Annotated in this window: 12 protein-coding genes; 8 read left to right on the top strand and 4 right to left on the bottom strand. The window is 46.6% G+C overall.

Annotation, left to right across the window (positions count from 1 at the left end; genetic code table 11):
• Positions 1-100 precede the first annotated feature (100 nt).
• From OEU88_RS00240 to OEU88_RS00230, 3 genes are read right to left on the bottom strand one after another with little or no spacing between them, the layout of a single operon-like run.
• Complete coding sequence (locus tag OEU88_RS00240) at positions 101-1,381, bottom strand: HlyC/CorC family transporter (RefSeq protein ID WP_262693086.1); 1,281 nt, start codon at positions 1,379-1,381, stop codon at positions 101-103.
• Between the two features lie 20 nt (positions 1,382-1,401).
• Positions 1,402-2,559 carry a 3-dehydroquinate synthase gene (gene aroB / locus OEU88_RS00235; RefSeq protein WP_262693084.1) on the bottom strand — a complete coding sequence of 386 codons (1,158 nt, stop codon included), beginning with the start codon at positions 2,557-2,559 and terminating at the stop codon, positions 1,402-1,404.
• Positions 2,552-3,139: a shikimate kinase gene (locus OEU88_RS00230; RefSeq protein ID WP_262693083.1), complete on the bottom strand. Its 588-nt coding sequence runs from the start codon at positions 3,137-3,139 to the stop codon at positions 2,552-2,554. The genes aroB and OEU88_RS00230 overlap by 8 nt, the downstream gene beginning before the upstream one ends.
• Positions 3,140-3,368: 229 nt before the next feature.
• On the opposite strand from OEU88_RS00230, the gene OEU88_RS00225 reads away from it, so the two are divergent.
• The 7 genes from OEU88_RS00225 (at position 3,369) to OEU88_RS00195 (ending at position 12,041) form a co-directional block, all read left to right on the top strand.
• The gene (locus tag OEU88_RS00225) at positions 3,369-3,509 is read left to right on the top strand and encodes a hypothetical protein (RefSeq protein ID WP_262693082.1); all 141 of its coding nucleotides are present in this window, start codon (positions 3,369-3,371) and stop codon (positions 3,507-3,509) included.
• 17 nt (positions 3,510-3,526) lie between these two features.
• Positions 3,527-5,731, top strand: coding sequence for a hypothetical protein (locus OEU88_RS00220; protein WP_262693081.1), 2,205 nt, complete (start codon positions 3,527-3,529; stop codon positions 5,729-5,731).
• Between the two features lie 5 nt (positions 5,732-5,736).
• Positions 5,737-6,660 (top strand): site-specific tyrosine recombinase XerD, encoded by a 924-nt coding sequence (locus OEU88_RS00215; RefSeq protein ID WP_262693080.1) that lies wholly within the window; start codon positions 5,737-5,739, stop codon positions 6,658-6,660.
• Between the two features lie 131 nt (positions 6,661-6,791).
• Entirely contained in the window at positions 6,792-7,748 is a 957-nt protein-coding gene (locus OEU88_RS00210) for an acetyl-CoA carboxylase carboxyltransferase subunit alpha (protein ID WP_394805213.1), read from the top strand.
• Positions 7,749-7,818: 70 nt separating this feature from the next.
• Positions 7,819-8,430 carry a trimeric intracellular cation channel family protein gene (locus OEU88_RS00205; protein WP_262693078.1) on the top strand — a complete coding sequence of 204 codons (612 nt, stop codon included), beginning with the start codon at positions 7,819-7,821 and terminating at the stop codon, positions 8,428-8,430.
• Positions 8,431-8,969: 539 nt separating this feature from the next.
• Positions 8,970-10,799 carry a ribonucleoside-diphosphate reductase subunit alpha gene (locus tag OEU88_RS00200; protein WP_262693077.1) on the top strand — a complete coding sequence of 610 codons (1,830 nt, stop codon included), beginning with the start codon at positions 8,970-8,972 and terminating at the stop codon, positions 10,797-10,799.
• Positions 10,800-11,069: 270 nt separating this feature from the next.
• Positions 11,070-12,041, top strand: a complete 972-nt coding sequence (locus OEU88_RS00195; RefSeq protein ID WP_262693076.1) for an alpha/beta fold hydrolase — start codon at positions 11,070-11,072, stop codon at positions 12,039-12,041.
• A 74-nt stretch (positions 12,042-12,115) separates the two neighbouring features.
• Here OEU88_RS00195 and OEU88_RS00190 read toward each other — a convergent pair whose 3' ends face one another.
• Positions 12,116-13,576: an esterase/lipase family protein gene (locus OEU88_RS00190; protein ID WP_262693075.1), complete on the bottom strand. Its 1,461-nt coding sequence runs from the start codon at positions 13,574-13,576 to the stop codon at positions 12,116-12,118.
• A gap of 232 nt (positions 13,577-13,808) precedes the next feature.
• Between OEU88_RS00190 and OEU88_RS00185 the strand changes: the two genes are divergently transcribed.
• A complete protein-coding gene (locus OEU88_RS00185; RefSeq protein WP_262693074.1) occupies positions 13,809-14,798 on the top strand; it encodes a ribonucleotide-diphosphate reductase subunit beta in 990 nt (329 codons plus the stop codon).
• The last annotated feature ends 31 nt before the right edge of the window (positions 14,799-14,829 follow it).

The raw sequence follows: 14,829 nt of genomic DNA, 5'->3' as shown, positions 1-14,829 counted from the left end.
TGCAGCTTATTTATGGGATTTGCGCGCAGCTTAAATGACTTCAAAATGAATTTTTGATGACGATTATTAATATGTTTGCTGTGACGCTCTCTGGACCAGCTTATTTGAGCTTACGCATACGAATACTGGTAATTTGATTTTTGTTTCGAGCTGTTACTTCAAATCTAAAGCCGTGGAAGCTGTATTTTTTACCAACAATAGGAATGGATTCGGCTTCATAGATAACAAGGCCTGCAATTGTTGTTGCTTCGTCATCAGGTAAATGCCAGTCAAACATACGGTTTAAGTCGCGAATAGTTACGGACCCTTCAACTTGGACGCTGTTGTCGGCAAGTGTGCTGACACCTGGCACTTCAAAATCATGTTCGTCTGTGATGTCGCCGACAATTTCTTCCAGAATATCTTCCAGCGTAATCAAACCCTGAATATCGCCGTATTCGTCTACGACCAGTGCAAAGTGTGATTTGCGCTCGAGAAAAGCATTTAATTGTTCTTTCAGGCTTGTGGTTTCAGGAACGAACCAGGGTTTGGTCATAATCCGCTTGGCGTTAAAGCGGTGCATCTGACCACCAGCGCGCCTGATGGCACGCAGTACGTCTTTTACATGCAGCACGCCAACAATGTTTTCAGGCTCACCGTCATATAAGGGAAGCCTTGTATATGGGCTGCGCACAATTGCAGCAATCAGATCATCTGTTGGCATATTGAGGTCGAGCATTTGCATGCTTTTGCGGTGCAGCATTACGTCTTCAATCGTGACTTCCTCAAGGTCAAGGATAGAGCCCAGCATATGCTGATCTTCCTTGACTATGCCGCCTTCATGGCGGTGTAGGTCGATCGCTCCTCTTATCTCTTCCTGGGCTGAAAGCGGGTTATCAATTTCTGACGTATCAACACCAAAAATCTTCAGCGTTATGCGTACGATTTTTTGTACAACTGAAACAATCGGCGCAAAAATGAAGACAACAAAGCCTATAACGCGCGCCATTGTTAATGCCATAGTTTCCGTATGAGCAATGGCATATGATTTAGGCAAAACCTCAGCAAAAATAAGCACGAGGGCCGTCATTACAGCTGTTGCATAAAAAACGCCGTCATCGCCCATTAGATTCAGAAACAGGCTGGTAGCAAGTGCAGATGCCAGAATGTTAACCAGATTATTACCGAGTAATATTGCGCCAATAAGCCGCTCTTTATCATCAATCAAGCGTGAAACGCGCTTTGCGCGCTTATCGCCGCCCTTGGCGAGCTGGTGAATGCGTGCTTTTGATGCGGCCGTTAGTGCCGTCTCAGAGCCGGAAAAAAGCCCGGACAGTAGCAAGAGCACAAAAATAATGCCTGTGGTTATCCAAAATTCTGTTGTGAAAAGTCCGGCGTCCATCGCCGTTGTCCTTTGCTTAATTAACGCGGTGCATGGATGGAATCATGAAGAACTGAGCGAATAATATCAAGGTCTACACCGTACTGCATTGTTGCAGAACCAATATCACCAAGAATAAAACCAATCTTGCCTGCTTCCACTTTCTTGTCTTTAAACATGTGTTGCAACAGAGCCTCAGCATCTAATGGCCTATTGATTTCTGAAGCGCTTGTTTTCATACCAATTTTTTTGAAGTGCTTAACTACACGGTCGCGGTTTTTGGTGCTAGCTGTACCAAGACGCATGGATGTCTCTAGTGCCTGTATCATGCCAATAGCAACAGCCTCGCCGTGCAATATTGTACCATCATAGCCGCACTCAGCTTCCAGGGCGTGTCCAAAGGTGTGCCCCAGGTTCAATAAAGCGCGTTGCCCTTTTTCTCGCTCATCTGCAGCAACAATGCGTGCCTTGGCACGACAGCAGTGCGTGATGGCCTCAATGCGCAATTCACGCGTGTTATGGTCTTGTTGCTCAGACATGACAGCACCGTAATTCTCTTCCAGCCAAGTGAAGAAAGCGGGATCATCAATCAGGCCATACTTCACGACTTCGGCATAACCCGCTTGTAATTCGCGCAGCGGCAAAGTGTTGAGTGTTGTTGTGTCGATAATGACGCGTTTTGGTTGGTAAAAAGCGCCGATTAAATTCTTGCCAAACGGCGTATTAATACCTGTTTTTCCGCCTACAGAACTATCAACCTGCGCTAATAGTGTTGTGGGTATCTGAATAAAATTGATGCCGCGAAGCAGACTAGAAGCTGCAAAACCGGCCAGATCACCTATGACGCCACCGCCAAAAGCAAGAATGGTATCAGACCGTTCAATGCCAGCTTCTAAAAGATTACAGGCAAGAGATTGATATTGTTCAAATGATTTTGTTGCTTCACCAGCTTCAAGTGTAAACCACTCTGCATCAATGTTTGCGCTCTCTAACGCGGCCTTAAGCCTGTTTCCTTGATGTTCAAAGACCCTTTTTTCTGTAACGATAAAAACACGCGGCTGCTTCAGCAGTGGTGTTATATACTCACCGACGATATCAAGAAGACCTGTTCCAACGAGAATGTCATATGATCGATCACCCAGTGCCAGCGGAACGGTTTGTATTGTATTATGTTGGTTATAATCTTGTGTATCAGGCATCGGTAACTTCTGTAGCAGTTAGTTTTCTGACAATTGCGTCTACAACTGTTTCATGCGGTCCGTCGCATGATTGTACTTTCATATCTGCTTCACCGTATATAGGTGAACGTTCGTTGAGAAGATTCTCAAGGACACTACGCGGGTCTTCCACCTGAAGCAGAGGGCGTGTATCGCGGCGCGCCGTTCTTTCAACAAGTATATCCAGTGAGGCATCAAGCCAAATGGAGATACTGTGTTCTTTTATAAGCGCACGTGTTTCAGCATTTATGAACGCACCACCGCCTGTTGCAATAATTTTAGCGGGGCCTTCCATCAGGCGTGCGATCACGCGGCGTTCGCCTGCGCGAAAGTCTTCTTCGCCGTATGTTTCAAAAATTTCGCTAACCGTCATTTGGGCTGCTTTTTCTATTTCAAAGTCAGAATCAATAAACTCTAAATCAAGTCTTTTGGCTAAACGCCGCCCAATAGTTGTTTTTCCTGCTCCCATAAGACCAACAAGAACAATAGTTTTGGAGATACCAAGGGTATTTCCTTTATGAATAGGTGATGCCTCAAAGTTATGTTGTGCACTATCTGACATAACAGACCTTTACTCGTACAAACGGGCCTCGGCAAAGGCTTTTTCTGAAGATTATCATTATCACACGGTAAGAGATCATAATTTAGCCATTTGTATTACTTAGCTAGTGGTTCATGGCTGCGCTTTTGGTATGTTTGTCTGCTGGACTTGATAGCAGGCAACGCCTATAAACAGCACAAAGCTTTTACTGTACTTTAGTATCTATTTTGCAACGCGGGAAGGCGAGCGGATGACAAAAATAACACAGATCATGATCATTGCTGGAGTTGTTCTGGTTGTAGGTGGCGGTTTGTTTCTAATGACATGGGATATTCCGGCGCCTTCCGAGAATGTCACTAAAACACTCAATAATGATCGTTTCCCTTCTTGACTATGAGGGTTTTTCTTGTGTTAAAGCGTTTCATAATACTTGCAATCGGCTCTTTGGTTCTGGCGGCTGCTTCTAATGCACAGGATGCTGCTCAAGACGATATTGAGCAGTCGCAGGCGGACAATACCACACAGGTGGAACAGGCACAGCGCGCAGCACAAGACGCACAAACCAGCAGCAGAGTACGATCAACGAACAGGCGTACGCTATATTTTGTTGGCCCAAGGGCACGAGCACAGCGTCAGCTGGGCCCAGGTATTGGCGCACCGAAATCAATCCTGCCAACACCATTTGTATCGCGCGGTTCACTTGCTGTACCGGCGGCGGAAAATACGGACACGCTTCCTGCTGATGCTGCGACAATTGTGCCCGGACAAGGCACACCTGCTGATAATGTGGAAGGTTTGGAGAGTGTCGATGCTTCAGCGCTATCCAGTGAACAACAGCAACAGGTGGTTGAGCCAGAGCAGGAAGATACGCCAGATGATCCTTTCGGTGAGTTGTTTCAGGAAGGGATATTAGAGCGCCTTGACCCGTCAGGCATACCAGTCAATACGGGTATTGGCGCCGGCGGTATTGAAACAGTATGGCAAGGATATAGCCGTGCAGAAATTATTGCGTTTTTAGAGCGTATAGAAAAACCTACCTTTTCACCCGCTTTGTCACGTTTGGCGAGTGCAGTGGCTGCATCCCGGCTGACGTTGCCTGAACCAGAGCGTGATAGCGACATCATTGAAATGTTAACTGCACGCCTAGCCGTATTTGAGGCTTTTGCTGATGTGTCTGCATACACTGCATTAATTGATGCACTTCCTATTGACCGTGATTGGTCAGCATTGGCGCGCCATCAGGCACATGCACATTTGCTAAAAGGCGAATTACCAGATGCGTGTGTTGTGGCGGAAAGTCAGCGCGCCATAGACATAAATGCATACTGGGTGCGTCTGAGCGCTTTTTGTATGGCAGCTGTCGGTGACCGTACAGGCGTTGATTTTCAGCTCGGTATTCTGGAAGAAACACGATCCCTTGATACAACCTTCTATCAATTGCTCGATCAGATATTGATTGAGGCAGAGCAGCCGACAGGCGCTGTTATACCTCAACCAACTGTTCTATCTGCGCCTATGCCGGCAGATATTGTTTCTGCTGCAATGGCAAGGTTGGCTCGCGTTGAAATAAATGACGTTGATCTAAGTGATGCCAATCTTTTGGCCGTGCCTATGTTGTTGCAAAACCCTTCTCTTTCCCCAGAAGCTAAGGTCAAACTTCTGGACGCTATGTTATCTCGCGGGGTTGCTGACGCTGCCTTGATGTCAGCGGCTGCTGGCAATTTCCCTATTGATAGCGGTTTGTTGACTAACCTGCTTGCTGGGCCTGTCGACGAAGACGCATCAATAGACAATATTGATGATACATCTGATCAGGTTGTGACGGAGTTGGAGAGCGGGTTGCAAGATGATCGGTCAGGTGAAGAAGCAAGCGAAACACTTAAGCAGTTGACATTGTTGGCGGCTATTGCGCAGCAAACTGACATGGCCCCGCAAGCCCTTGAGCAAGTTTGGGAGAGCAATGTTGCGAATGGCACATTAGCTAAGTTTGCGTCATCAATTGAGATACTGACTAGAGCTTTACAAAATGAAAATGATACTGCTGCGGTTGCGGCTATTGCTGTTCGCGCTGCTGCGATGACAGGCGGTGACGCTTTTGCAAAGCGGATATTGTCGCTGCGCACACAAGCTGCGGGTACTGATGAAGCCAAAGATGTCGCTCTTGTGCGTTTGTGGCCTTTGATAGCAATTGCTGATGTGCCGAACGAACTGTCCACCAGTTCCCGTGTGTATGATGCCACGGCATTTGAACGTTGGTGGCAGACCATGAGTGATAATGAGAATAAATTTGTTATCGCAAATAGTTTGCTAACCGCGATGGATGGTTTGGGCTTTGACGTACCTGACCGTGCCTGGGCTTTGGTGGCAGATGGTCCTGCTGTGTTTGAAGGTAGCAGTATATCGCCCTCTCTATGGCGCGCGCTTGATCAAAGCGTTGCGGCCCAAGATCCAGTGGCTACATTGACCGCATTTTACAAGCTTTACGGCGAAGTGAATGCCAAGGACATACCACCATCTGTCGTTGGTGTACTCATCAATAGTCTTCGTCGTGTCGGGTTTGATGCTATTGCCAAGGCAATTGTGTTTGATATTTTAATCAGCCAAGGCTTGTAAGCTCAATGTCCGATAGAGACTTCGTTGAGCAGTTTCTGGAAATGTTGTCTGCTGAAAAAGGTCGTGCTGAAAATAGCCTTAAGGCATATCAACGAGATATTGATCATTTTTGTTCGGTTACATCTGTGCCATTGAAGGACACTGAAACTGAAACTATTCGCCAATATCTTGCGCATCTTTATAATCACGGCCTTAAGGCAGCAACAGTAGCGCGGCGCTTGTCAGCGATCCGTCAACTGTTTTTGTTTCTGTTTCGTGAAGGTTTGCGCAGCGATAACCCGGCAAAAAATATTGAAAGTCCGCGTTTAGGTGCATCATTACCAAAGATATTGTCTGACGAGGATGTTGAGCGTTTGCTGGACCATGCAGAAATGCTGGCGGCAAAGGGTGAATTGAAAGCATTACGCACGCACGCCTTGCTGGAAACTTTATATGCAACGGGTTTGCGCATAAGTGAGCTGGTTTCGCTGCCGCGCCGATCAGTGGGCCCGGATACAACAATGATTCTTGTGCGCGGTAAAGGCGGGCGCGAACGCATGGTGCCTTTGGGTGGTAAAGCCCGCAGGGCACTTCTCGCATATCTTGATGCTGAAGCGGAACGGCAAAAGGTTATAAAAAAGGGCAAGATTGAGGAAACGACATTTTTGTTTCCCTCTTCAGGTGCTGAAGGACATTTGAGTCGCAGGCGTGTGGGGCAATTGCTCAAAATACTCGCTGCTGAAGTTGGTCTTCCACTTGCCAATGTTAGCCCACACAAACTGCGGCACGCATTTGCAACGCACTTATTGGCTAACGGGGCTGATTTGCGTGCGGTGCAGCAGATGCTTGGCCACGCTGACATATCCACAACACAGATATACACACATGTGCTGGACGAGCGATTGAAAGCGCTTGTGTTGAACCAGCACCCTTTGGCTGATGGCAGTTAAGACTTTCTGGCAAAAGCTTTAAATACATCACTTGACACATTACATAACATCAAGGATTTTGCGCCCAATCTCAAAACGTGATTAAATACGATATGAGCGATGCGTATAGCAAAAAGAAGGCTGACACTATGATGACTTTTTTGGAGTTTGAAAAACCAATTGCTGAACTTGAAGGCAAGATCAGAGAGTTACGGAGTTTTTCAGGCGGCGCGGGTGATGTTGATATTTCATCTGAAGTTGGGCAGCTGGAAACCAAGCTTAGTAAAATGTTGAAAGAAACATACGCCGAGTTGACGCCGAGCCAGAAAATTCAAGTGGCACGTCACCCTGAACGACCACATTTTTGCGATCTTGTCGCGCATCTGTTTACTGAGTTTACACCTTTGGCTGGTGACAGGGCATTTGGTGAAGATTCAGCGCTTATTGGCGGCATTGCAAGATTTCGCGGTGAAGCTTGTGTTGTTATGGGGCATGAAAAGGGTGCGGACACTGAAGGCCGTATTGTCCATAATTTTGGTATGGCGCGGCCGGAAGGGTACCGTAAAGCTATTCGGTTAATGGATATGGCGGATCGTTTTGGTTTACCAGTGATATCACTAGTAGACACTCCTGGCGCATATCCGGGTGTTGGCGCGGAAGAGCGCGGCCAAGCAGAAGCCATTGCGCGCTCAACGGACAAATGCTTGTCACTTGAAGTGCCCATGATCACGTGTGTGGTTGGTGAGGGTGGTTCTGGCGGTGCGGTTGCAATTGCTGCTGCGAACCATGTGTTGATGATGGAGCATGCGATATATTCAGTTATCTCGCCCGAGGGTTGCGCGTCGATTTTATGGCGTACCAATGAAAAAGCGCAGGATGCGGCTAATGCATTGAAGATTACAGCCCAAGACCTGCATAAGCTGGGTGTTATTGATGGTATCGTGCCCGAGCCGCTCGGCGGTGCACACCGTGATACCGAGCGTGCGATGAATATGCTTGGTGACAGCCTCGAAAGTGGTTTGCGCGATATGGCAGGGTTTGATCGTGTTCGTCTCAAGTCGTTGCGCCGCGAAAAGTTTCTTGCGGTAGGGGATATAGGTCTTAACTAAGCCTTTTCCTGGCCGTACAGCAGTTTTACTTTCAATAATGATGATTGGTATGTTGCCGGAAAGTATAGATATGCAGCAGCTGCTCTTTTACTTTGATCTGGTTGGCGTTTTCGTTTTTGCTGTTTCTGGTGCGCTGGCAGCCGTGCGAAAGGGTATGGACGTTTTTGGCATTGTTGTTGTGTCACTTATGCCTGCAGTTGGCGGCGGCACACTGCGTGACCTTGTACTGGGTGAGCCCGTTTTCTGGGTACAAAATACTGCCAGTATCTGGGCGGCGCTCGCAGCATCTGCACTTACATTTTTCGTCGCTGGTAAACTTGAAAGTCGAATGAAGTGGTTGATTTGGGCTGATGCAGCTGGCCTGGCTTTATTTTGTGTCGTAGGCGCGGAGAAAGCACTGGCCGTATCTGGTAGCCCGATGATTGCCGTGATGCTTGGTGTGGCAACAGGTGTTGCTGGCGGTATCATTCGCGACATCATTTGCAATGAAATCCCGCTGGTTTTGCGGGATGATCAGGAAATCTATGCAACGGCGGCATTTGTAGGTGCTGGTCTGTATTGTACTATAATGTACATAGCCGCGGTGCCAGTGTATGCGCTTTGGGCGGGAATGGCCGCTGCATTTATAACACGAGCGGCTGCTATAAGGCTGGGTTGGCGTTTGCCAAAGGCTTTATACTGAACTGAGTTGCTGGCTGCAGGTCTGTAATTTATTTGTAATTACACGCACCAAATTTGACACCTCATCATTTTGTAACACTCTCGTGCTATCAAAACCTGTATCAAGCGCGAATCGTTGAGTTTCCTCACCTGATTTCTAGCATACTGTGTTTATGTGATTGCAGGCAGAGAATAGCTTTCGCTAATCAATGTCGCAAACACTAGATATTGTGGGAAGAAAAAAGTTTTACCACTTTATCTTGACGAATGACTGCATTCGCCCTTATCTTAACCTCCACAGCAATCGAAGCATTATCCGTAACGGGGGACGTTGTTAGATTTGCTTCGTAAGATATTGAAAATAAATAAAAAGTTGATTTTGTTCAGCTTTTGTTCCTGATTTGTGTTACTTTAAGCGGTTTCACGAAGCGATGAAGGAGTCAAAAGTTCAGATTATAAGCTTGAAAAATCAGAGAGAAACTGAACGAGCATATAGAGCAAAAAAGACGATTAGGTATTCAGGGTTAAGAAACTGGGGCGGTCCAGGGAGCAAGAGGCAAGATGTTTGAAGTAACGCATTTCGAGCACGGCGGCGCGGTAGAAATTGATAGAAGTAAAGATGAGCTTCTTACCGAGTTTGGTAAGGCAACACTCACGGATAGATATTTGTTGCCCGGTGAAAGTTATCAGGACCTGTTTGCACGGGTTGCGTCTTTTTATGGTGACGATGCGGCGCATTCACAGCGTTTGTATAACTATATCTCCAATTTGTGGTTTATGCCTGCAACGCCTGTTTTGTCGAATGGCGGGACCAATCGCGGTTTGCCTATCAGTTGTTTCCTGAATGAAGCACAAGATAAGCTTGGCTCTATTGTTGACTTGTGGACAGAGAATGTATGGCTTGCGTCGCGTGGGGGCGGCATAGGAAGTTATTGGGGCAATTTGCGTTCTATTGGTGAAACTGTTGGCGGTGTCGGTAAAACTAGCGGTATCGTACCTTTTGTACGCGTGATGGACAGCCTAACGCTTGCTATTTCTCAAGGGTCACTGCGCCGTGGGTCTGCAGCGATTTACCTGCCAGTAAGCCACCCTGAAATTGAAGAATTTGCCGAGTTGCGCCGCCCGACCGGTGGTGATCCAAATCGCAAAACACCAAACCTGCATCACGGCGTGCTGATTTCTGATGCGTTTATGCGTGCAGTGGAGGCTGATGAAGAGTGGGCGCTCACAAGCCCGAAAGACGGTCATGTTGTAACAACCGTAGGTGCGCGTTCCTTGTGGATTCGTCTGTTAACTGCACGGGTTGAAACTGGTGAGCCGTACTTTATCTTCTCTGATACAGTGAACCGTCAAATGCCGGAGCATCACAAGCTTGCAGGTTTGACAGTGAAAACATCAAACCTTTGCGCTGAAATTACGCTGCCAACAGGTGTTGACCATTTGGGTAACGAACGTACGGCTGTTTGTTGTTTATCCAGTCTTAATCTTGAGCACTTCAAGGAGTGGAAAGATAATAAGGATTTCATTCCCGACATCATGCGTTTTCTTGATAATGTGTTGCAGGACTTCATTGACCGTGCACCGAGTGAGATGGCCAAAGCGCGTTATGCAGCAATGCGGGAGCGCTCTGTTGGCTTGGGCGTGATGGGTTTCCACAGTTTCTTGCAGAACAATATGGTGCCGTTTGAAAGTGGTATGGCTAAATCATGGAATTTCAATATCTTCAAGCATATTGAAAAAGAAGTGAACCGTGCCTCTGAAGCATTGGCATTCGAGCGTGGTCCTTGTCCTGACGCTGCTGATTACGGCATGATGGAGCGCTTCTCGAACAAGACAGCGATTGCGCCAACGGCTTCAATTTCAACCATTTGTGGTGGCGCCAGTCCGGGCATCGAACCTATTGCAGCGAATAGCTATAATCAGAAGACCCTGTCCGGTAACTTTATTGTTCACAATCAGGCATTAACCAAATTGCTTGAGGAAAAAGGGCAAAATACTGACGAAATATGGACCTCTATCACAGTTAATGAAGGGTCTGTTCAGCATCTTGAGTTTTTGACCCAAGATGAAAAAGACGTGTTTAAAACTGCGTTTGAACTGGATCAGCGCTGGGTAGTTGAGCTTGCAGCGGACCGTGCTGTTCATGTTTCACAAGCACAGTCAGTAAACATTTTCTTGCCGGCAGATGTACACAAACGTGACTTGCACCAAATCCATTATCAGGCTTGGAAAAAAGGCCTCAAAAGCCTTTATTATTGTCGTTCGAAATCAATCGCTCGTGCTGAGGTGGTTGCAACCGGCAGTACCAAGAAAAAGGCTGAAATGGAAATGCAGTTGGAACTGGCAGCAGCGAACACCACTGATTACGAAGAATGCCTAGCTTGCCAATAATCGGGCGTATCTCAAAATCATAAGAATAAGTAGTTGAGGCCCTGTTTTCAGGGCCTTTTCTTATTTTTAAACAATGATTTGATACTCGCAAAGCGTAAAGGCTGAGGCCGTGATGCCTGTGAGAGAATATCTTGATAAGCAACCGCATTATTAGTCAGTGAAGCTGGCAATGCACTGCTGTCTGGAAAACGCAAACGATGTGTATTGAGTTTGGTTAATATTTCTATAGGGTCTATTAGGTAAAACGTGCAGCTCGTTAAAACCGGGAATATGATGGATAAAGTCGAAGATAAAATTAGTCATAATCGACGCAATATTATTAAAGGTGCTGCAATGGCTGCTGCTGCTGTAGTTACCTCCGGTACAGCAGGAGGTGCCACGTCGGCGCAAACCCCAGATGCCTGCGGTGTTGAGGGCATCAGAGAGCCAGAACATGTAACAATTCCCAGGCAAGCCCCAGTAACTGAAGGTGTGCTTCCACTCTCTGGTGGTGCCGGAATTTATTACTGGGATACAGGCGGTGATGGTCCTGCGGTAGTTTTTTCTCACCCGGGCACGGGCAGCGCGTTAAGCTGGCCTTATCAGCAGCCTGTTTTTGCGGCTGCTGGATTTAGGACAATAGCTTATTCGAGGCGTGGGCGTTATGGCTCCCCCGCTGGCTCATTGGATGACACGGGCAGTTATGCGGGCGACCTTGACGCCTTAATGGTACATTTGAATATTGATAAGTTTCACATGGTAGGCCTTGCTGCTGGCGGCTTTGTAGTTTCAGATTATGCTGTTTCCTATCCTGATAAACTGATGAGCATGGTTATTGCTTGTAGTTTGTTCGGGTTGTGGGACAAAGACATTGATAGTCGTTCAGACTTTATTCTCTCCAAAGGCTTTAGCGCTATGCCGTCCGAATTTAAAGAGATCGGTCCAGCATATCGGTGGGCGCACCCAGAAGGTGTTCGAGAATGGATTGAGATGGAAGAGAAATCCAGCGGTGCAGGCCCTAGAGTGCACCAGCGGGACATGAGTGAAATAACATGGGATAAAATTCGGTCTCTTAACATTCCAGCCTTTTTTATCGCCGGTGGAGCTGACTTGTATCAGCCTCCTTCAATGATGAGGGCTGCGGCACGTCAAATGCCTGGTAGCGAAACACTTGTTGTGCCAGAAGTGGGTCATGCTGTGCAATGGGAGCAACCTGAATTATTTAATCGTGTAGTGATTGAGTTTTTTAGAAAACATGCCTGAGGGCTCACTCAAAAATAGAGTATGATACCAGACAAATAAAAGCTCTGAGTGCCAGAGTTTTATTTATGATTATTCTATTGTTTAAGCGGGTAACCGAGCGGTGTACCGGATGGTCGCGGTTCAACCAGTAACCAATATAGCATATTGTCGATAAAGACCTTTGATTGGGTTAAGCCAATATGATTGTACGGCAATATCATTACGTTATCGAATGCGATTGGTGAACGAAGGCGCGGTGTCCATATGCTGGCATTGCCGTCTTCCCGTTCATCCATTAATGCTGAATAGCGCGGCACGGTACCATCACCAGGTGCTTCAACCTGTGTTTTGAATGACTTTTTATCAGCATCATAAGTCGCAACCCTGATAGTTTTGTCTGCATCACCTAAAACCAAATCAAAAAGTAGGCGTTCCGGCGCCGCCGCTGGCTTATCTAAGGCCTCAGCGAAACGCCTTGCCTCAGTCAAGTGATGCGCGAGTGTATAATGGGCAATAGAACGCCTTTCATCGGCACTTTCAATTTCGGGAAACAGCCGTGCGTATGTTTTTTCCATTTTGGGATCAAGCAGGCCCCACTGGTGTTTTTCCCACGTTTTAATATCATAAAGCGAACCTAACTGCTCGCCGTTTGGCCCTACGATCGTATTGTGTCTGTCGCGAGGCATCAGCTGATAGAGGGAAGCAAAGGAGCCAAGTACTGCCTGATTGTAATAAGGTAAAAACGGCCAGCCAAAATTTTTACCCTGAACCAGTTCTTCAATCGCACTGACAGATCCGGCGTTGGGTGTGCCAATAAGTATAACGCGTTCAACGCCAAGTGAGCCCGACCAGTCAAGTATTGGATCTGAACCATCTTTCGGCAGGCCTTGTTCACCGTATCGCAGCATATAGCGCGCAACTAAGCCCCCCATAGAATGGGCGACAATGTCAACTTTAATGTCCGCATCAGATATGCCGTAACGGGTTTCATAAACCTGCGCGGTTTGGTCTCGTACGTCTTGAATGAAATGAAATAGCTTTTGAGCGTTTTCGGCGTTAGACATGCGCCAGTCATAATCAAATTGAAACGCGGTATAGTGCGTATCGTCGTATAGTGTGTCATTTGCATTGCCGAGCTGTTTTTCCCGGTATCCGCCAATCCCGAGCGCTTCAATAATTTGAGCATACGCTTTAACTTTCAACGGAATACCAAGCAATTGAAGTTTGACTTCCTTGAGCGCACCGTCCGGCACCACATGGCTCCAGTTCGTTTTCGAGCCATCAGGGTATATATACGGCGCAGTAATCAGGCGAAGCCCGTCATCGCTTTGGGGGTCGGCGGCACCGGAAATGAACGCACCCCAAACAGGCTGATCAGTACGAATATCTTTTAGTTTGGAGCCTAGAACACCCGGAATGACGATAACCGGATTACGGTAAGGCGTTTCGCTTGCAGCTTCCCGGTTGTAGCTGAGCTGAAGATCAGGCTCATTTGGTCCGCTGGCACAAGCGGTGACTAGCTGGGCTAAAATGACAACGGCAAATAACTTTTTCATGCAAAGAATGCTCTAAATATTTTTGTGAGTGTATAGTTTCTATTGTGCGTGAAATTGAGTCAAATCAATAAGAAAATTCATAACGTGTTGTGTTTGCTCGGTTATCCGAAAATATAGCAAATATTGTGTTTCTTCGTTTCACATACACAAATTGAGGGGTATAATCCCCCGATTCATATAATTGACGATTCCTCGATTTAGAGGCTTTTTACGTGCGTGGGAGAGCAATAAAATGGCTGATGGCGGTTCAACGGTAGTTAAGACAGGCTTGCTTGAAGAAAGACATGTTTATAAACCGTTTCGTTATCCTTGGGCTTATGAGGCATGGTTGAAGCAACAACAGGTTCATTGGTTGCCCGAGGAAGTGCCACTTGCGGAAGATGTGCGTGACTGGGCCAATAATTTATCTGCTTCTGAAAAGAACTTGCTGACGCAAATTTTTCGCTTTTTTACGCAAAGTGATATCGAAGTTAATAACTGCTACATGAAGCATTATACCAAGGTATTTATGCCGACTGAAGTTCAGATGATGCTGTCTGCATTCTCCAATATGGAAACAATTCATATCGCTGCATACAGCCACTTGCTTGATACAATCGGCATGCCAGAGAGCGAATATTCTGCATTTCTTAAATATAAAGAAATGAAGGATAAATTTGATTACATGCAGCAGTTTAATTCTGATGATCTACGATCAACAGGTGTAACACTTGCGGTATTTGGTGCCTTTACAGAAGGCCTGCAGCTGTTTGCCAGTTTCGCTATGCTGCTCAATTTCCCGCGCTTTAATAAAATGAAAGGCATGGGGCAAATCATTACATGGTCCGTGCGTGATGAAAGTTTGCACTGTGATAGTATCATCAAATTGTTCAAAACATTGATGAGCGAGCATCCGGATTTGTGGGATGAGCAAATGCAAACAGAGTTACGCAGTGCTTGCACTACAATAATTGAGCATGAGGATGCGTTTATCGATCTTGCTTTTGGTATGGGACCGATTGAAGGCCTTAAAGCAGAGGATGTTAAAAAATATATCCGTTATATTGGTGACCGTCGCCTTCAACAATTGGGGCTTGATCCTGAATATAATATCATGGAAAATCCGCTGCCGTGGCTCGATAGTATGTTGAATGCAGTTGAGCATACAAATTTCTTCGAGAACCGGGCGACCGAATACTCGAAGGCTGCAACCAAAGGTTCATGGGACGATGCATTCGCTTGAGATTGCGGTTCTAATATACAGATAATGATGG

Source organism: Kordiimonas aquimaris (assembly GCF_025574485.1).
GTDB classification, from domain to species: domain Bacteria; phylum Pseudomonadota; class Alphaproteobacteria; order Sphingomonadales; family Kordiimonadaceae; genus Kordiimonas; species Kordiimonas aquimaris.
Note: the sequence above shows the minus strand (reverse complement) of the source record. Positions and strands in the feature narration are given on the sequence as shown.